Genomic DNA, 18,877 nt, shown 5'->3' on the forward strand with positions numbered 1-18,877 from the left:
TTATAAAGAAATACGTGGAAGAATGTAAGTATACAGTCCTTGTTTCCGAGCGTTCCGAAATTAATACAAAAAAAGACTAAAGAGAGGAGTATAATATCCCCTTTATTAGTCTAGTCCCTACTTAATAGAATCGATAAAAAATTAAATCCAAAGAGAGAATAATCCTTCTGTTACGCCCAAATTATACATATAGTAAATACCAAAAACTAAACTAATCCCTCCCGCAGACAATGCTAAAATTCTGTTTACATTATATTTTTTGGAACTAAACACAAATGGAATACCCAGTAATGTTGTAAAAAACAACATACCCAAAATAGTCCCTGCTCCAAAAACTAAAATATAAACGGCAGCCTCCCAAACTGAATTCACAATCGTCATCGTCAATAGCACCATTGCCGCACTTCCTGCTAAACCATGAACTAGACCGATAGTTGTCGACTTTAAGTAAGACATTTTGTTACTAGATTGTTCCATATGAGGATGTGTATGCTGCTTTTTCTTGCGGAAATTAATAATATTCATAATTCCTAAATAGACAAGCATAATTCCAACGACAAACTCAAGAGACATAGACATTCTATCCGAAATTTCATTTTTCATTACGATTAAAATAAGACCGACAACTAATAACGTTGCAGTATGTCCAATGCCCCAAAAAACACCAGCTAATGTAGACTGCCAAAGTTTTTTACTTTTACTTGCAATCGTTGATACCGCAATCACATGATCCGGCTCAATAGCATGCTTAATACCAAGTAAAAAACCTATGGATAATATTGAAAATAACGTTACATCCATTCACGCAACCCCTTTTTCATTATATATATATATATATGACTTTCAGTATTTCCTTAAGGATAAAGTCTTTTTAGCAAACCACTCTTGTCGAATAAAAGATGTACAAATCGCTAGTATTTCTTCTATTTGTTGCGTAGAGGATGCTAGAATTCTGAGTGTGAATCCTGGCACAGACAACATCGACATACCCATTTTACAATTCCCGATATGAGGTTCTACCTTTTCATACAACAAATTTAGAAAATGCTGCGAGCAATGTTCACTGACAACGATCATCGAGCCTAAATGCGTATAACTTTCCATAAAGCCAATATCATTTACTTGTGATTTCGCAGGTTGAAGCATTAAATGATCGAATGCGACTAATTGATCCTCCAAATATATTTCGTTTTTCATCTGTAATTGATCGTATTTAAACCATTCACCATCTGGGGACCAACCTGGCGTTAAGATATCCATATAAAGAAGTGTCGATCCTTTCTCCATTCTAATCACCGTATGCTGGTGATATTTTGCCTCTCGATAGGCAATTAATGGATCAGGTATGTATTCGAGAATACTACCCTTTTTCAAGATAATTTCTGTCTCCTGTAAGACAGGAGCACTTAATGTTTTATACACTTTTGTCGCGGATTGAGTTGTTAATACTAATTCCGCCTGTTCCTCAAGCGTAACCTCTATTCGATAGCGGTCACCACCGACATACCCACCTCCAGGATTTAACATGAAAAAACACGCCTGCCCTGAATTATCTAGATAGATTGGGCGCATTACTTTTAATGCACCCTCATAGAAAACACTTTTTGTGATCGTTTTTTCATTCTTCTTCTCCATCACAAGCTGTAATATACCTGTCCAACTTTTCATTTTATTTCAACCCTGTCAATAAAACATTTTTTCTAATCCAATCGATTACTTCATCTAATCCAGTGTTATCTTGGAGGTTAGTAAAGATAAATGGCTTATTGCCACGAAATACTCTTGTATCGGCCGCCATAATATCTAAGTTTGCATGAACATAAGGAGCTAAATCGATTTTATTAATAATAAACAAATCCGACTTAATCATTCCTTGTCCACCTTTTCGTGGGATTTTTTCTCCTTGTGCAACATCAATAATATAAATGGAGAAATCAACTAGTTCTGGACTAAATGTTGCTGCTAAGTTATCACCGCCACTTTCAACAAAAATTAGTTCGAGATCAGGATGTAGTTTTTTCAATTCTTCAATTGCCGCGGAGTTCATCGATGTATCTTCCCGAATTGCGGTATGTGGACATCCCCCAGTTTCAACCCCAATAATACGATCCTCGGGGAGTACCCCATTTGTCATTAAAAACTTTGCATCTTCTTTTGTATAAATATCGTTCGTTATCGCAGCCATGCTAATCTCATCTGCCATATGGCGCGTTAATTTTTCAACTAGCATTGTTTTACCAGCACCTACTGGTCCACCAACTCCAATTTTAATCGGTTCCATACTCCAAGACGTCCTTCCTTATTTAATTCCACTTTATTTAACAACTGCTGAATAAGGTCAAGACATGAATATTCGGATATTAACTCTTTCATGTTTCATTTGTGCTATTTCTAGACCCGGTGCTACTGCTCCAAAATCTTCTTCTGACAGATAACCTATTTTATTCACAGCTTCTTCAATATATGATTGAAAATCTCGCAGTAACTGCTGTCCAGCTGTTTGACCAAGTGGAATTCCACGAACTGCATTTTGAACTAAACCAGATATTGAGGAATAAAGATATGCCGAAATCCCTAATTTTTTTGGAATTTCCAATTGAAAAGCAATAATGGAAAATACAATTGCAGAATGCGCGAATGATAAATCTTTTGACACCCGTTCTTTATACATTTCTAACAATGAACTAGTGTATAAATCTACGCCTAAAGTAAGCATTCGCTCACCCATTTTATGCGCACCTTCCCTCGTTTCTCGAGACAAGTTTTGAACCGTAATACGTCGGTCTAAATCCCATATCTTTTGATAATCATTATCCACTAATGCCTCGTAGACAAGTCGACAAGCAAGCCCGTCTGCGTAGACGAGTTGCTCATCTAAATACATTTTTAACCATTTAGAAAAGCTCTTTTTATCCAAAACTTTATTTTCTTGTATATACGTTTCTAGTCCAAACGAGTGACTAAAGCCGCCCGTTGGCAAATTGGAATCGCATAATTGAAGCAAAGACAACATGTTAGTCATGACTATGCCCAATATGACGGAAGGCTTGTTTCACTTTGCGCCTGTCACGTGTAAAAGGAATTTCAAGCTGTTCCAACAACTCTTCTACCAAATAATCATATTGAACAAGCATTTGGTCTTCCTCAAATTGAGCTGGTAAATGTCTATTTCCTAGTTGATGTGCAATTGTTCCCATTTCATGCATACTTCGAGGTTGAATAATTAATAAATCATCCGGAAAAACCTCTATTATGATCATATTTTTTTCATCCATATAAAGTACATCGCCTGCTCGCAAATCTTTTGCTTCCGTTAAGCGAATGCCAATTTCTTTCCCATGATCAGTTGTGACCCGATTAATTCTTTTCACTAGGTCACTACTTTCCATCAATACTTTTTCTTTATGTGTCTTCGCTAGAACATCTGGATCGATTTGATCGATATGCGCGACAACTTTTTCAATAATCATTTCATCACCTCAAAATAAGAAATATCGTTGTCCGAGTGGTACTTCATCTACTGGATCACATATTAGATGTTCTCCGTTTACACGCACTTCGTAAGTTTCTGGATCAACTTCAATTTCTGGAGTCTCTCCATTTAGTTTCATATCCTTTTTTGTTAAGTTTCGAATCCCACGAACTGGAAGTATCGTTTTCTCTAATCCAAGTTTTTTATGCACGCCTGCTTCATATGCAGCTGTTGAAATAAATGTAATTGCTGCTTTGTATTTGGCTCGCCCCATTGCTCCGTACATTTTACGATAAAGAATCGGTTGTGGTGTTGGAATAGAAGCATTTGCATCTCCCATTACGCCGGATACTACAATTCCTCCCTTAAGTATCATGCTTGGTTTTGCACCAAAAAATTTAGAATCCCACAGAACTAAATCCGCAAACTTCCCTACTTCAATTGACCCTACGTATTCCGAAATTCCATGTGTAATAGCCGGATTTATCGTATATTTTGCAATATACCGTTTCACACGATTGTTATCTCCAACTCCTTGGTCTTTCTCAAACTTGCCTCGTTGTTTTTTCATTTTATCTGCTGTTTGCCATGTTCGAATGATAACTTCCCCAATGCGCCCCATTGCCTGTGAATCGGAACTTGTCATACTGAAAATTCCCATGTCTTGCAGAATATCCTCCGCTGCAATTGTTTCCGCACGAATACGAGAATCAGCAAAAGCAACATCTTCCGGTATATCTGGGTTTAAATGATGACAAACCATTAACATATCCATATGCTCGATAACTGTATTTTTCGTATAAGGCAATGTAGGATTAGTAGAGGAAGGTAGTACATTCATTTGACTTGCTACTTTAATAAGGTCCGGAGCATGTCCTCCTCCCGCACCTTCTGTATGGTACGTATGAATTACTCGATCTTTAAAGGATGCGACTGTATTTTCTACGAATCCGCCTTCATTTAACGTATCGGAGTGTAAAGCAACTTGAACGTCATATTCATCTGCTACCTTTAAGGACATATCAATACAGGCGTATGTTGCTCCCCAGTCCTCATGTACCTTTAGTCCAATCGCACCCGCACGAATTTGTTCCGCAAGCGGCTCTTCTGCAGCTGCATGGCCTTTTCCTAAAAAGCCAACATTGATAGGCATATCTTCTGCAGCTTCAAGCATTCGATGAATATTCCATTCCCCTGGTGTAACAGTTGTTGCTTTGGACCCTTCAGCAGGACCAGTTCCTCCTCCAATTAGTGTCGTTAAGCCTGCTGTTAAAGCAGTTTCGACTTGTGCAGGATTAATGAAATGCACATGTGTATCGATACCACCAGCTGTTAAAATTTTATGTTCCCCTGCAATTATTTCTGTAGATGCACCAATGACAATATCCACGCCATCCATTACTAATGGGTTCCCTGCTTTTCCGATGGCAAAAATTTTACCATCTCGGATACCTACATCAGCTTTGTAAATTCCTGTGTAGTCTAGAACGACCACATTTGTAATAACCACATCTGGAACGTTTTCATCACGTGTTGCAAGAGGATGGCTACCCATTCCATCTCGAATCACTTTTCCTCCTCCGAAAACTACTTCATCCCCATAATTGGTGTAATCTTTTTCAATTTCAATGAAAAGTTCCGTATCCGCTAATCGAATTGCATCCCCGGTTGTAGGTCCGTACAAAGATGCATATTGTTCTCTCGATAATTTAAAACTCATAGCATTACCCCCGATCTAATGTGCCTTCCGTTTTATAATTCAATCCGTAAACGCGTCTTTCTCCTCCAAATGCAACGAGTTGAACTTCTTTTGGATCACCTGGCTCGAAGCGAACTGCAGATCCAGCCGGTATATCTAATCGAAAACCAAATGCTTCATCACGTGTAAATTCGAGCGCCGTATTTATTTCATAAAAATGAAAATGCGATCCAACTTGTACAGGTCTATCTCCAGTGTTAACAACAGATAAACGTTTCGTTTCTTTCCCTTCGTTACACACAATGTCCTCTTCTTTTAGTACATAATCTCCAGGTCTCAATTCGACATCCTCCTTTTTAGCTAATTGGAAAGTGCACAGTCACGAGTTTCACACCATCTGGGAAAGTTGCTTCCACTTGAACGTCTTCAATTAGATCCGATATTCCATCCATCACATCTTCAGATGATAAAATAGTTGCTCCATAAGACATTAGTTCTGCTACAGTCTTCCCATCGCGCGCACCTTCTAAAATTTCATAGGTGATCAGCGCAACTGCCTCTGGATAGTTTAGTTTAAGGCCTCTTTCTTTTCGGCGTTTCGCTAAATCTGCTGCAACAACAATTAATAATTTCTCTTGTTCACGTGGCAACAATTGCATACGTTTTCCTCCAATCAAGTGAGTGTATATTGTGTAAAAGAGGGTAAAATAATTAGAATCTTATATTGATTTAGTAAATTAAAGCTCCATGAAAAGAGAGGTGACCACTATGAAAGAAAAGTTCATTCAACTTATGAGCGCATCAGTCAAAGGAATTTCACAAGTTGTCTTTATCGAAAATATTTTTTCAGGATTACTGATTTTAGTTGGAATTTTTCTTTACTCTATACCATTAGGCTTCGTTACAATTGGCTCTGCTATTATCGGGACTCTCGTTGCAAGTCTTTGTGGTGCAGATAAAAAAGTATTGAATACTGGTTTCTTTGGATTTAACTCAGTCCTTTCAGGATTAGCAATTTTTTTATTTTTAGAAGGTCCCCATAAATGGGTTACTGCGTTAGTATGTGCTGGAGTTACAACCATCGTAACCGCCGCTTTGTTAAATATCACAAAGCGTTTCGATATGCCAGTTCTCACATTTCCATACATCATTCTTACTTGGTTTTTTATTGGCACTTCTTTTCGGCTGAGTTTCATCAAACCAGGAGCAAATATTATGCCCCAAAACTTAATAAATTGGGAAAGGGAAGTTGATGGTCCACTCAATTGGCATGGATTAATTAGCGGTATTGGACAAATCTTTTTTTTAGATGAGATGCTTCCTGCTATCCTTTTCCTCTTAGCTATTTTCATTGCAAGTATAAGTTATGGAATTTATGCAATTATTGGCTCTGTTATAGGTTGGTTATCAGCTCTTTTCCTTGGGGGAGAGATTTCTTTAATCAACTTAGGTCTTTACAGTTACAATGCAGTTCTAACAATGATTGCAGTCACTTCTGTTTTAGAAGTTAAGCATAAACATGCTTGGATTACTGGCATTTTTGCCTCTATTCTTTCTGTACATATTACAGCAAGCCTAGACACTTTTTTACTTCAGTATGGTTTACCGGTCCTGACGATGCCTTTTGTTCTATCTACTTGGCTCATTCAAAATGCTCGGAAAGTATTTCCCAATATTTGAATCCCTCATCCTGCTATCCTTTCTTTTAATTATTCTTATACATTCTCGCCAGGATATATTTAATCTATTCAAATCTTACTTTCCTTCTTGTCTTTTTAAAAAACAAAACCGTTTCGGCTAGTGGTTCCGAAACGGTTTTATGGATTAGTGAACTAGTCGAACTACTTGCTCCACTGCCTGTTCTCCAGCGTGTGCCCACCTATTTTTATTTTCAATTTTTCCATCCTTATCGACAGGGTCTTGGAATTGGTCGAATCCTGTAGAGGTTAGTAAAGAATTTTCATCTTTGTCCAGCCCAACATTTACGACATGTTTGATAACGTACGGTGTTTGAAACCTAATATACGCTTCGTGATGATCCAGATCTCCCTCTAACACTTCAAATGGGAGCCTCAAATATATAGTCTCTCCTTCATCACGCCACAAAACATTATCAAAGCTTCCTTTATGATAGTCCCAATTTCCACCAATCGAATACCCTAGACTTTGAATACGATTGCGTAGGTCACCAAAATACGCCATTTTACCTTCTAAATCAGTTTGCAACTGTAACAAATACACTCACTCCTTTTTATATATCTTTTCCAATAATCGGTGAAAAAATACCAAAAGACATTTTCTCCGACAAATTCTATCTTGGAGTTATTGAGTGGTATGACCCTTTAAATGGTGGTGTTCTTTTCACAAATAATGGTACTTCGAGACCAATTGTGTTAAACCCGAGACAAGTTTAATAGGTGGCGAGACCAATTTGACACTACCCGAGACTATTTTGGACCGCCCGAGACTAAATGCAAAAACCCAATTCCGAGATAAGCTATGATCTGGATACTGGAAAATTACTCAATGAAACACAATCGTTTTATTGCCTTCTACAATAATCCGATTCTCCAAATGCCATTTTACGGCTCTTGCAAGCACTCGTCGCTCAATTTGTCGACCAATTTTCTTCAATTCAATTACATCATCCCGGTGATCGACTCGTTCCACGTCTTGTTCGATAATCGGACCCTCGTCCAGGTTATTAGTTACATAATGTGACGTTGCCCCGATTAGTTTCACACCTCGCTCGAATGCTCGCTCATATGGGCCTGCTCCGATGAACGCCGGTAAGAAGGAATGGTGAATATTAATAACTCGACGCTCAAAATGGTTAACAAAATCTGGCGTTAGAATCTGCATATAACGTGCAAGGATCAACAAGTCCACCTCGTATTCATCCATGAGACGAATCTGCTCCGCTTCCACCTGCTTTCGAATATCTTTATTCGCCGGAATATAATGAAAAGGGATTCCCAGTGCTTCTACGATTGGTCGCGCATCTTCATGATTACTAATAGCAACGACGATATCCGTATCGAGATCACCATTTTGCCATTCCCACAACAGTTCCATCAAACAGTGCGGTTCTTTTGAAACAAATATAGCCGATCGCTTTCGCTCATTCGGATAGGCAAACTCATATTCCATCGAATGGTTAGTAGCTATTTTTTCAAAATCCTTTTCCATTTGTTCTGATTTCTCGAGCAAACCATCACTGTGATATTCAATCCGAATAAAGAAGGTACCGTTTTCTGGATCACTTGAATACTGACTCGATTCCATAATATTCGAGTTATGACTATGTAAAAAAGTGGACAACACCGATACAATCCCTGGTTTATCTGGACATTTTACTAATAAGCGTCCTCTGTTTTCAAGTTGCTTGTTGTGTTTCATCAATTTTTTGTTGACTTCTGTTTTCGTAGACATGCTTGTACAACCCCTATATGTAATATATTAATTTTCTCATTATGCTTTATTATGTGAACATTCTCAAGAATTATTTCTATTTTGCAAATTAAAAAGATGCCTATGCAACAAACGTTACATAGGCATCTTTTTAATTGATCACTTTAATTTTCACTTTTTTAACTCCCCATTGCATGGCACTATCATAAGAAGGGATGAATACATCAATTTTATTCCCCTTAATAGCTCCTCCTGTATCCCCAGCAATAGCCTCGCCGTATCCTTCCACCCAAACCTTAGTACCAAGTGGAATAATCCTCGGATCCACTGCAATAACTTTCTGATCAGGATTCGCGCGTAGGTCTATGCCATAAGCAGTCGTTCCAGAGCAACCATTACAGTAAGCTGTATATGCGGTCGCTATCACAGTCATCTCTTTCCCTTCCTGCACGGTTGGAGATGAAATAATTGGCGAATATACGACTGCCACCTTATTATCTGACTCCGTTTTAACGACCTCATCTGCCTCTTCATCACCGCTCACGATCAATACATCTTCAGGATGGATTAAATCACCTGTAAGACCATTCCAGCTCATAAGCGCTTCTAGAGAAATATCATGCTCCTGTGCAATCCGATATAAGTTATCCCCTTTAACGACTGTATACGTTTCTGGTTCGGGTTCTAAAACCAATCTCATATTATAGGCATCTTGGAAATGGATATCAAATTTTTCTGATTGATCTTCAGTGGCTACTACTTCATCTAATAAATCTGGTGAGACCGATAATTCTACATCATTCGTGGCGACATCGAAGATTATGGATGCATGCGCTACCGAATTCGTTGTGAATGCTAATAGCGATATTAACAATATAATCCTAACTTTCTTCAAAATATAGTTCCTCCTCGCATATAATCTGACAAACATTTTATAATTTTTCTAAGTATTGCCCAAAAACTTTGAAAACCAAACATTCTAATAAAACACAAAGAAGCCACCTTCCTAAACAACTAAAATCTGTTTAGAAAAGTGGCTTCTTTATAGAGTTCAATTAACTTTAAATACTATTTTAATTCCAAAAGCTATTAATACTAAACCTACCAATAAATTAAATAATTTCAATACAACTGGTGCTAAAAATATCGTTAACAAACTTCCTAATACCGAAATGATGGTTAAAAATAGGAAAGTGGATAATACAGCACCAAGTCCAAAAGAGTACAAATCATTTTGCTTCATATTTTCTTGTCCTATTTTTGTAGAGAACACGCCTGCCCAAAATAAGATTGTTAAAGGATTGGATAGCGTTAATACGAGTGTTTTCCAAAAAACACTTTGCGTACTTTGCTCTGAAAGAAAATCCAAACTTGGGATAAGAGAAACTCCCCAAAAACCGATTACATTACTTAAACCAAAAACAATTAGAACAGCCGCTCCAATGTAATGAATGATTCCCTTCGACTTTTTATACTTCGTAAGTATAGCTCCAATCCCAAAGATAGCTCCAAGTATATAAAAAACATCGACAATCGTTACACCTAAAACACCAATCTCTGCTGCCCAAAAACCAGAGACTGCAGCAGTTTGAAATATAAACAAACAAATTGGACCTACAGCAATCTGCAAAAGCAACCCAAATCGAAACCCTTTCCAAATCATTTGCTACGCACCTACCTGTTGGAATTTTCTTTTAGAGTGGATAATACAATTAACGTATTGGACGTTCGAACGCCTTGAATGGATTTTAGCTTGTCATTTAGCAAAATCTCTAACTCAGCCGTATCTTCTACTAAAACTTTTAACATATAATCATATTCACCTGCCATATGATGACACTCAATTACTTCGATAAAAGGAATGATAGCTTCTCTGAAGCTTTTAATATTAGCCGCATGGTCGATATTCAAAAAAATAATCGCTAATAATTTATAACCCATTTTCTCTCGATTTATTTTCACCGTGTATTGCTCAATTATTTTTGCGACTTCCAGCTTTCTTATTCGTTCCGATACTGCAGGTATCGACAAGTTTACATTTTTGCTTATTTCAGAAGCAGTTGCCCTCCCATTTTTCTTTAATGCTTCTAAAATCTTCGCATCTATCAAATCCATCATGACATCACCCTTTTTTTGTTTTTAAATCATTATAAGCAATGACTTAAAATAAATAAACAACATCTTAAAATTTCGATAAAAAGTAAATTTTATTCGTAAAATACCAAAATAAATAAACTAATTTTTAATATAGAAACTAGGAAACTTAATAATTTTAGGACAGTCAAAAGTCCAGATCCGAAACACTTTATAGTTGCTTCGAACCTGGATTATTTGATTGGGTCTACACTATTTGCTCCTATCCATTGTATTTTCATAGGTGGAAATAAATACAATACGAAAGAGCTATTTCAGAAGGGACATAAGAAAACTTCTAAAATAGCCATTTATTTTGTTATAAACTTGTTACTTAAAGCTTCTTTAAATGTTTATTATCTTGCCTTATTAATATAAAGAGGGGAGATCCTTTTCTCATATATAACAAACAAGTAGGAAATCTAATACCGCTTGTATTCTAGTGAAAACAGAATTTTTAAAATCATTCAAAGAAATCCAAGAAAAAATAAAGAATTCGCCGAATCAAATAACTGTCAATTTCCCTGTTGCGCAGTTTTAAACAACGTTTCATAAAATTTTGGTTATAGTTATTTCTAAATGTTGAAGTTGCCTTCTATTTCTTTAAATACGGTTCAAACCTTCCTGGTCATGATGCGGCATTTGATGGTGATGTCCTTCATGATGACCAACTGGGTAATAACTTACAGGTTGAACCATGTGATGGTGTTGAGCATTGTGACTTACGTGATGCCCCACATGATGACCTACCGGTTGAACTATGTGATGGTGTTGAGCATCGTGGCCTACATGTTGAACATGATGTCCTACGTGATGCACTGGGACGCTAGGATGATAGTGGTGATGATGATGATGGTGAGTATGTTGGTGCATATGTTGTTCATGTCCACCATGAAGTTGTTCTGGGTTCCTCAAATTTTCCCCTCCTTTTTATCAATTCCTTGTAGTCTATGCTGTATAATGGATGCCACTTAGACAATTGAATTATATATAAACATGAATTAAAAAGATGTCCAATAATTCCTACTATGGATTCAAAAGGAAATGGATAGTAAAAAACAACCGAAATTGGATCATCGGCTGCTTTACACAGGGACACGAACTTCTAAGTGTTACGGGAAGGATTCGTTTTGTTTACGCTTCTTCTTCGAAATAAATTTTATAAAACTTACGATTCGTAGCTTCGTCATAGCCGACTTCAATCAGTTCATTCACTTTCGCGATATCACTTACATTTACCTGAATTTCGATATTGGCATCCAGTTTAATTTTTCGCTTATAACCTTTTTCTGCCTTCACAATCGCACTCTCAGAAATTTCCGTTTCATAGGGCTTTACCGTATTAATAAGGACGTCTTTTTGTACTTCATCCGCTGCTTCAAATACCGTTTCAATATAGTCATCCACCTGAAATTCTTCTTCATTTCTAAAGTATTCAAGCGTTTTGTTTAAAAAACCTAGTTTATCGGTATTCGTAAAAGTCTCTTCTTTTAAAATATATTTTTTACATTCTGTTAATGCTAAATTCGTTTTATGGAAGCTTTCGTCTGCCACTTTGAGCTTTAAAAAACGTTCTTGCCAGTATACAACATCTTCTTTTCTTTTCGTTTTCAAGAATACAGCTGGTACTTCGTCTTGACCCATATCGATAATGACGACGAGGTTATTAACTTTTTTCACGTTAATGCCATCGATGCCGTTCACAACCATTATATTTTGCTCATTTTTCACATCTAAAAACATTTCTTTTTCATCAATTTTCACAATAGCTATTACTTGTCTGACTTCATTATTGAACAAGCAATTTTCAAATAAGCCAATGAATAATTCGCCACTTTTTATATTCGGGTGTTGGGATACACTATGTAAGTGCTTAGCTATATGTTGCGATTGTTCAAGGAAAATATGATTATTATCAAAAATACTCTTCGCGTATGTATACACTTCATTTAATCCGATATCCGTCTCATGAAAAAATGCGTATTGTTGGTCTAGGTCGAGTTTATGGAACGCAAGTTGTGCAAAGGCCGCTTCTAGCATGACCTCCGGCTGTAGTAATGCCTCATGACCTAGCACGAGCTCGTCGGCCATATAATGCACGACATACTTCGCTAATTTACTATCGCTAACTTCTAGCATAACTTTCACCTTCTAAAATTTTATTTGTAGATAGTTTACCATACCATACCCCGCAAAATATTTTCATGTTTTTTAGTATGAGGTGCTTGTGAAAATTCAAATATCAATGCATGCCTTCCTCCGTCTTGCAAATACTACCTTCGAATAGGAGGGAAAGTACATGGAGGAAATTACGTATACAGAAGCTGTATTACAGGAATATAAAGTTGGAATGGGCAGTTTCACCGAAAAATTGCCGGATGTGGCCCGAGCCTTTCATGCATTCACTGAGTCCTGTTTCGAAGACGGCAAATTGGACCAGAAACAGAAACAACTTATCGCACTCGCCATCAGCGTACATGCCCATAACGAATACTGCATCGTCTACCATACAAAAGGTTGCCTCGATGCGGGTGGTACTGAGAATGAAATGATAGAGGCAATCGGAGTGGCTGCTGCTCTAGGCGGTGGATCCGCCATGAGCCAAGGTGTAACCGTTTGGCAAGATTCACTCAAAGACTTCAGAGGAACCGTTCAATAACTTAGAACAGCCACCTAAACTAGGTGGCTGTTTTCCCATTCCAATTAAACACAGAAGTTCACATTTCTCCAATCCTAATTTTGGCACACATAAACACTCCCTGCGCCAAAACGAACTTATGTTCTGTTTCGAATTATAGGTAGATTGTTTAAAACACAGGGGTACGAATCATTTTTTTAGAACATTCATTCTTTAGTGAGTTTCTTCTAAGCAATAAAATCCCAAGAATAATAAGTAATCCAAAAAAGAACCATGACGATCAATGAATATTTTCTATACTCATCTGATAAGTAGAATACCAATGCAATTCCTACAATCAGAAAAGGTGGCATAAGGATCTAATACCTTTTGTTTATATATATATATATGAACACCTCTGTTATTAATTTAAAAGCATATTTGTATTCCTAATCTTACCATTCTATAATGACTAATAGAGATTGAGAGGAGAAGGTTATGAAAAAAAGCGCACTATTAATTATTGATGTTCAAAACGGTATGTTCTTAGAAGAAAATCCAGTATTCAACGACAAATTAGTTATCAGCAACATCCAGCAGCTTCTTGGAAATGCACGAAGCAATAATGTTCCCATCATTTATATCCAACATAATGCTCCAACTGGAAAAATGTTAGAACCCGGTACAAAAGCGTGGGAAATACACCCTGAAATTACACCTGCGATCAGAGACACTGTCATTCAAAAGACAACACCAGATGCTTTTTATAAAACAAACTTGCAAGAGGTGCTACAAAAATTTCCGATTGAACACCTAATAATTGCCGGCATCCAATCCGAAGTATGTGTAGATACTACTTGCAGAAATGCTTACAGTTTAGGATACGAGATTACCCTAGTAACCGATGCCCATAGTACATGGGATTCTGGAGAATTAACTGCACAACAAATTATCAACCACCATAATCAAGTATTAAGATGGTTTGCAGATACGCAGGAAACGATAGACATTATATTTCATTAATAATCAAGGAGGAACAACCGATGCCAATTTACAACAAACTTGTCCGAGACCTCATACCACAAGTCATTGAAAAATCTGAAGGTAAATTCACAACACGTATACTAGATAAATCCGAACACCTTACTGAAATCAAAAATAAACTACACGAAGAAGTAAAAGAATTCCAAGAATCAGAAAACCGACTAGATGCACTAGAGGAACTTGCAGACATATTAGAATTAATCCATGCAGCATTACCTATTCACGAAGCTACATACGATGAGCTAGAGAAAATCCGTATTGCAAAGAAAGAAAAGCGTGGTGGATTTGAGGAAGGAATATTTTTGATAGAGGTTGGGGATGAATAAGCTACGACTAATTACGTCGAATCTGATTCAAGATTTAAGAAAGTTATCGTAGTGTTGGGTACCAGGTCCTTACACAATATGAAATTCAACGAGAACCTAGTATCCAAGATGGGTTGTAACCACTAAAACGCTTTTTTATGCAATGTATAAACCTTCTTTTGGTCTATCACAATCAGAACGATCGTTTTTTTCTGCAGCATATGTAGATTGACGAGAATAAGTTGCATTTCCAGAAGCATAAATATCAATTGCTTCTGAATTAGCAGGAGTCCATGACCAATCTGATACATTGATTTTTTCATCAGTAGATGGCTTTTCTAAAAACCTTGTCGCGAATACCTTCATACTTTATTCACCTCCTTTTGTTGTGAATGAATAATTTACCATTCTGCTATTGTTTCCGAAATTGGCATATTAGTTAAATCTTAGTTCTATAAAGCACTTATTTACGGATATGTCGGATATCGATTTTGATATTTATAATTTAACCACGAATTTGCTTTGAACTTTTAACACGTCCCCTAGTGTCACGAACAATTCATACACTACACCGAGTTACGCATTAATTGCGTGTATCACAACATGAAGTGACCTCACTCTATTAACGGTCAGTATTTTTTCTATCCGGTCGTATTTTTTATTATCCGGTCATAAATATCCCTATCCAGTCAAAGAACGAAAAAAGGACACCCTTATAAAGAGTGTCTTGAATATACGACCAAATTTTTACTTTATTCTAAAGAATTAATGTTTTACTATGTTAAATCATTTTACTACTTCGTATATTATTTTAGAAACTTAAATCAATGCATCCGCCATCACAATTTCAAGCGTCCAGTTTTCCTTTGCTCCTAAATTAATTTCATATGGACTCACATTTTCATTTTCTTCATTCTTAATAATGCGAATTTCAGGACGCCCCGCTGCCTGGTAGTTATATTGAGTGACGATTCCTGTTCGACCATCGTTTAATGTTACGGTTAAGCCTGGTGGATAGATGGCGATACACCCTTTAAATAAGTTGACTTGAACAGGATCGAACTGAGTGCCACTTCCGGCATTCAGTATTTCGAGTCCTTTATGAGGCATTACACCCGACCTGAATGATCTTGGGTTTGTTACGGCATCAAAGACATCGGCAACACTGATGATTTTCGCATATTTATGAATTTCATCTCCCTTTAATCCTCTTGGATATCCCATTCCATCAATTCTTTCGTGGTGCTGCAACGCACAGTGAGCAACTGGTAATGGGATTTCATGTATTTTACGGAGTGTATCGAAGCCCTTTCCACAATGTTGTTTGACTAGGTCATATTCCTCTTTCGTTAAATCCCCCGGCTTATTTAATAGATCTAGCGGAATATGCACTTTTCCTAAATCATGTAACATTGCCCCCAATCCGATTTCTTCAATATTCTTAAGAGGCAATCCATTTTCGAGAGCTAGCTGACAAGCATATATAGAAACGTTTAACGAATGATTGAACACATAATTTTCATGTACTTTTGTAGAAGCTAGTAAATTCAATGCATTTTGATTTTCCGTTAGCGACGCCAGTATATCCTTGAATACTTTTTGAAAGCCCCGTATTGCCCTACCTGATTTCATCATCCCTTGAATATTTGAGTTTGAATTGCTTAAATCCATTAATGTTTGGAACCCTTCAGTAATCGTATTTAAGGCTTCCATACGTAACTCTTCTGGTATGGACTCAATGATCTCTATTCCTTCAGATACTTCATCTTCTATGTAAACAGTTGTAACATTATATTTCTGCAACTTAGGGATGATACGATCTATTAGTTCTGCTCCCTTTGCTAAAAGAATTTTACCTTTTTCATTATATATCGGTTTACCCAGTATCATTCCTGGCTGCAATTTATCAATTTTTACTAAACGCATTTTACAATTGCCCCCATTCTAAGTGCAATGGGTCAATTGCACTTGTAGTTGATGTCATACTCATACTAAAGGTATTAACTATATATAGAACTATTATATTATAAATGCAGGCAGAAGAGAATAGTCGTGATCATACGGTAGTTGTTCAAAGGTCAGATATCTAGAATAGAATTCAAACAATTAAAACATAGGGTTATAAATTATTACGGACTGTGACTCTTTCATTTATTATCCCGCTTTAAAAGTTAAAGAAGACAAGGAGGTATATGGACTTGATGGAACAAAGCGTGGCTTATTTAAACGTCTACCTGGAAAAAATTTACTTACCCGACTTGAACCGTACTTAAATTGAAGGCTGTAATTGAATTTTCATTTATCTGGTCTTTTGTTGAATAAATTTTTTTTTATGTTTTGATATAATCATTCAACATATGTCAAGAAAATACCTTATTTTAACCACTTCCCAGAGTCTGACACTGGGAAAAAGGGGCTACTACGATTTTCTAAATCTTAAATCATACTATATTCCTTCCTTATAATTTTTACGCTACGTCAGGAGCAAACGAGGGGTAATTATTATTTTGGATAAAGTTGTATCAGAATTCTCAATTAATTAATCTTTTGTTGTAATCATCCTATAATTAGTACAGAAATAACATCATGGCTTGGACATCCATTTATAGAGAAGGATGGGCAAACAATCCCAAATTCATTTTCACCTCGAGAGAAACCTAATATTTCATGGATGCCCCAGAAGAAACCCACTCTTTTCATCCACGAAAAATCCCCAACATATTAAAAACACGAACAATTATTCAAGCAACTAATCAGCAACTTTTTTGAAGAATTTTTTTATACCTTTTTTCCAGAGGTGCACCAGTTTGTCGATTTTACGGCAGTGAAACAGTTATCCGAAGAAGTCTTTACAGATTTAAATGATGGAAAAACGCGAAGACTAGACATTTTAATGGAGACGAAAATTAGAGGCGGTGAAACAGCTATTATTGTTTATATCGAGCCGCAAAGTTCTTATCAATCGGATTTCAACGAGAGAATGTTTCAATATTACAGTTTGTTATATAATAAGCTTAAAAAACCGATCATGCCGATTACCGTCTTTTCAAACGACGAAAACAGGAATACAAAAGAAGAATTTACGAATGCTTTCCCTGATCTTCATGTGCTGACATTCCGATATAAAAAACTGGAACTCCGTCAAAAGGATTGACGAGCATATATTATGGCGGATAATCCTGCAACTGCCACATTGATCAGTAAGATGGGCTATACCGAAAAAGAAAAAGTGCAAGTGAAAATTGCATTTTTACAAATGCTTGTGCGTATGAAGCTAAATCCAGCTCAGTCGGAATTAATCAACGGCTTTTTTGAATACTACTTAAAACTAGATGAAAAAGAGAAGGAAGAACTTCTGAAACAGATTAACCAATTGGATAATGCGAAGAGTTTTTTAACTGCCTAATTCTTGGAGAGATAAAGGGGGAAAGAAGGAAGAGAAGAAAGGAGACTTGCTGAAAAAGAGGATATTGTTCGTAAATCTTTGATAGAATATGTTGATGTAGATTTCATTGCTAAAATAACTGGATTATCAGTCGAACGTGTCCTTGAAATAAAAGAGGAAAACAGCTTGTATGGTGGTACAACCCTTGAAACATATGGATCAACTAGACAACGGACCGATGTAAAAAGGAGAGCGCTATGGCACTCTCCTTTTAAATCAAACTTTTTACAACTTTTGACATGATGGATCCATCTGCTTTTCCAGTAAGTAACGGCTTTGCGATTTTCATCGCATCCCCCATGTTCATACCTTTAGCAATTCCAGCCTCTGTCAGAGCCGCCACTATTTCTTCTTCACTTAGTTGCTTTGGTAAGAAGCTTTTTAGTAATAATAGTTTTGCTTCCTCTTTTTCCATTAAGTCTTCACGATTCGCTTTTTGGGCACCTTCTAACGCTTGATTGGTTTGTTTAATTTCACGATTCACGATAGCAGTTTCTTCTTCTGGTGTAAGAGTGGAACCTTTTTCTTTTTCTGCATTATCAAGTGCTGATTTTACAAGCGTCAGTACCCCTTTGGCAAGCACGTCCTTCTCTCTCATCGCACGTTTTAGTTCTTCAAATACGATTGTTTTTAACATAGTATTGAATCTCCTTTCTTCTCTTTTATTTTGATACGCGGTTTGTCGAATTAATGCGTTGCATTCATTATACCTTAATACTGGTAACTCTGGGTTAGGAACAAGTGAATCTGA

24 protein-coding genes and 1 pseudogene are annotated in these 18,877 nt (G+C 36.7%); 7 read left to right on the forward strand and 18 right to left on the reverse strand.

Annotated elements, in window-relative coordinates:
• Positions 1 to 141 precede the first annotated feature (141 nt).
• From ACEPXD_RS16775 to ACEPXD_RS16810, 8 genes are read right to left on the reverse strand one after another with little or no spacing between them, the layout of a single operon-like run.
• Positions 142 to 801, reverse strand: a complete 660-nt coding sequence (locus ACEPXD_RS16775) for a sulfite exporter TauE/SafE family protein (RefSeq protein WP_391117775.1) — start codon at positions 799 to 801, stop codon at positions 142 to 144.
• A gap of 42 nt (positions 802 to 843) precedes the next feature.
• Positions 844 to 1,668, reverse strand: coding sequence for an urease accessory protein UreD (locus ACEPXD_RS16780; protein ID WP_391117777.1), 825 nt, complete (start codon positions 1,666 to 1,668; stop codon positions 844 to 846).
• A 1-nt stretch (position 1,669) separates the two neighbouring features.
• A complete protein-coding gene (gene ureG / locus ACEPXD_RS16785; protein ID WP_391117779.1) occupies positions 1,670 to 2,281 on the reverse strand; it encodes an urease accessory protein UreG in 612 nt (203 codons plus the stop codon).
• 57 nt (positions 2,282 to 2,338) lie between these two features.
• Positions 2,339 to 3,022, reverse strand: a complete 684-nt coding sequence (locus ACEPXD_RS16790) for an urease accessory protein UreF (protein WP_391117781.1) — start codon at positions 3,020 to 3,022, stop codon at positions 2,339 to 2,341.
• Positions 3,015 to 3,470 (reverse strand): urease accessory protein UreE, encoded by a 456-nt coding sequence (gene ureE, locus ACEPXD_RS16795; RefSeq protein ID WP_151701335.1) that lies wholly within the window; start codon positions 3,468 to 3,470, stop codon positions 3,015 to 3,017. The genes ACEPXD_RS16790 and ureE overlap by 8 nt, the downstream gene beginning before the upstream one ends.
• 9 nt (positions 3,471 to 3,479) lie before the next feature.
• On the reverse strand, positions 3,480 to 5,192 hold the full coding sequence (gene ureC, locus ACEPXD_RS16800) for an urease subunit alpha (RefSeq protein WP_391117783.1): 1,713 nt from the start codon (positions 5,190 to 5,192) through the stop codon (positions 3,480 to 3,482).
• A gap of 4 nt (positions 5,193 to 5,196) precedes the next feature.
• Complete coding sequence (locus ACEPXD_RS16805) at positions 5,197 to 5,511, reverse strand: urease subunit beta (RefSeq protein WP_391117785.1); 315 nt, start codon at positions 5,509 to 5,511, stop codon at positions 5,197 to 5,199.
• Between the two features lie 16 nt (positions 5,512 to 5,527).
• Positions 5,528 to 5,830 carry an urease subunit gamma gene (locus ACEPXD_RS16810; protein WP_151701338.1) on the reverse strand — a complete coding sequence of 101 codons (303 nt, stop codon included), beginning with the start codon at positions 5,828 to 5,830 and terminating at the stop codon, positions 5,528 to 5,530.
• Between the two features lie 109 nt (positions 5,831 to 5,939).
• Here ACEPXD_RS16810 and ACEPXD_RS16815 point away from each other — a divergent pair, with 109 nt between their 5' ends.
• Positions 5,940 to 6,851 (forward strand): urea transporter, encoded by a 912-nt coding sequence (locus tag ACEPXD_RS16815; protein WP_391117788.1) that lies wholly within the window; start codon positions 5,940 to 5,942, stop codon positions 6,849 to 6,851.
• A 144-nt stretch (positions 6,852 to 6,995) separates the two neighbouring features.
• Here ACEPXD_RS16815 and ACEPXD_RS16820 read toward each other — a convergent pair whose 3' ends face one another.
• The 7 genes from ACEPXD_RS16820 to ACEPXD_RS16850 all read right to left on the reverse strand — a co-directional run bounded on the left by ACEPXD_RS16820 (position 6,996) and on the right by ACEPXD_RS16850 (position 12,854).
• Entirely contained in the window at positions 6,996 to 7,406 is a 411-nt protein-coding gene (locus tag ACEPXD_RS16820; protein WP_391117790.1) for a YugN family protein, read from the reverse strand.
• Positions 7,407 to 7,694: 288 nt separating this feature from the next.
• A complete protein-coding gene (purU, locus tag ACEPXD_RS16825; RefSeq protein WP_391117791.1) occupies positions 7,695 to 8,603 on the reverse strand; it encodes a formyltetrahydrofolate deformylase in 909 nt (302 codons plus the stop codon).
• Positions 8,604 to 8,733: 130 nt separating this feature from the next.
• Positions 8,734 to 9,477, reverse strand: coding sequence for a 3D domain-containing protein (locus ACEPXD_RS16830; RefSeq protein ID WP_391117793.1), 744 nt, complete (start codon positions 9,475 to 9,477; stop codon positions 8,734 to 8,736).
• 156 nt (positions 9,478 to 9,633) lie between these two features.
• A complete protein-coding gene (locus tag ACEPXD_RS16835) occupies positions 9,634 to 10,245 on the reverse strand; it encodes a LysE family translocator (protein WP_391117795.1) in 612 nt (203 codons plus the stop codon).
• A gap of 11 nt (positions 10,246 to 10,256) precedes the next feature.
• Entirely contained in the window at positions 10,257 to 10,700 is a 444-nt protein-coding gene (locus ACEPXD_RS16840; protein ID WP_391117797.1) for an Lrp/AsnC family transcriptional regulator, read from the reverse strand.
• A 618-nt stretch (positions 10,701 to 11,318) separates the two neighbouring features.
• Positions 11,319 to 11,630 carry a hypothetical protein gene (locus ACEPXD_RS16845; RefSeq protein WP_391117799.1) on the reverse strand — a complete coding sequence of 104 codons (312 nt, stop codon included), beginning with the start codon at positions 11,628 to 11,630 and terminating at the stop codon, positions 11,319 to 11,321.
• Between the two features lie 219 nt (positions 11,631 to 11,849).
• On the reverse strand, positions 11,850 to 12,854 hold the full coding sequence (locus ACEPXD_RS16850; RefSeq protein ID WP_391117801.1) for a hypothetical protein: 1,005 nt from the start codon (positions 12,852 to 12,854) through the stop codon (positions 11,850 to 11,852).
• Positions 12,855 to 13,014: 160 nt separating this feature from the next.
• On the opposite strand from ACEPXD_RS16850, the gene ACEPXD_RS16855 reads away from it, so the two are divergent.
• The 3 genes from ACEPXD_RS16855 to ACEPXD_RS16865 all read left to right on the forward strand — a co-directional run bounded on the left by ACEPXD_RS16855 (position 13,015) and on the right by ACEPXD_RS16865 (position 14,702).
• The gene (locus tag ACEPXD_RS16855) at positions 13,015 to 13,374 is read left to right on the forward strand and encodes a carboxymuconolactone decarboxylase family protein (protein WP_391117803.1); all 360 of its coding nucleotides are present in this window, start codon (positions 13,015 to 13,017) and stop codon (positions 13,372 to 13,374) included.
• A 456-nt stretch (positions 13,375 to 13,830) separates the two neighbouring features.
• Positions 13,831 to 14,355 (forward strand): cysteine hydrolase family protein, encoded by a 525-nt coding sequence (locus ACEPXD_RS16860; RefSeq protein WP_391117805.1) that lies wholly within the window; start codon positions 13,831 to 13,833, stop codon positions 14,353 to 14,355.
• A 20-nt stretch (positions 14,356 to 14,375) separates the two neighbouring features.
• Positions 14,376 to 14,702 carry a phosphoribosyl-ATP pyrophosphohydrolase gene (locus ACEPXD_RS16865; RefSeq protein WP_391117808.1) on the forward strand — a complete coding sequence of 109 codons (327 nt, stop codon included), beginning with the start codon at positions 14,376 to 14,378 and terminating at the stop codon, positions 14,700 to 14,702.
• A gap of 135 nt (positions 14,703 to 14,837) precedes the next feature.
• On the opposite strand, the gene ACEPXD_RS16870 is transcribed toward ACEPXD_RS16865, so the two are convergent.
• Positions 14,838 to 15,047 (reverse strand): hypothetical protein, encoded by a 210-nt coding sequence (locus tag ACEPXD_RS16870; RefSeq protein ID WP_391117810.1) that lies wholly within the window; start codon positions 15,045 to 15,047, stop codon positions 14,838 to 14,840.
• A 453-nt stretch (positions 15,048 to 15,500) separates the two neighbouring features.
• Positions 15,501 to 16,607 (reverse strand): HD-GYP domain-containing protein, encoded by a 1,107-nt coding sequence (locus tag ACEPXD_RS16875; RefSeq protein ID WP_391117812.1) that lies wholly within the window; start codon positions 16,605 to 16,607, stop codon positions 15,501 to 15,503.
• A gap of 811 nt (positions 16,608 to 17,418) precedes the next feature.
• On the opposite strand from ACEPXD_RS16875, the pseudogene ACEPXD_RS16880 reads away from it, so the two are divergent.
• The 3 genes and pseudogenes from ACEPXD_RS16880 to ACEPXD_RS16890 all read left to right on the forward strand — a co-directional run.
• Positions 17,419 to 17,835 (forward strand): annotated as a pseudogene (locus ACEPXD_RS16880) (DUF4351 domain-containing protein); the annotation flags it as partial.
• Between the two features lie 12 nt (positions 17,836 to 17,847).
• Positions 17,848 to 18,087, forward strand: a complete 240-nt coding sequence (locus ACEPXD_RS16885) for a hypothetical protein (RefSeq protein WP_391117814.1) — start codon at positions 17,848 to 17,850, stop codon at positions 18,085 to 18,087.
• Between the two features lie 78 nt (positions 18,088 to 18,165).
• Complete coding sequence (locus tag ACEPXD_RS16890; protein ID WP_391117816.1) at positions 18,166 to 18,369, forward strand: hypothetical protein; 204 nt, start codon at positions 18,166 to 18,168, stop codon at positions 18,367 to 18,369.
• Here ACEPXD_RS16890 and ACEPXD_RS16895 read toward each other — a convergent pair.
• Complete coding sequence (locus ACEPXD_RS16895; protein ID WP_391117818.1) at positions 18,338 to 18,763, reverse strand: GatB/YqeY domain-containing protein; 426 nt, start codon at positions 18,761 to 18,763, stop codon at positions 18,338 to 18,340. The genes ACEPXD_RS16890 and ACEPXD_RS16895 overlap by 32 nt on opposite strands.
• Between the last annotated feature and the right edge of the window lie 114 nt (positions 18,764 to 18,877).

Source organism: Psychrobacillus sp. L3 (assembly GCF_042945595.1).
Taxonomy (GTDB): domain Bacteria; phylum Bacillota; class Bacilli; order Bacillales_A; family Planococcaceae; genus Psychrobacillus.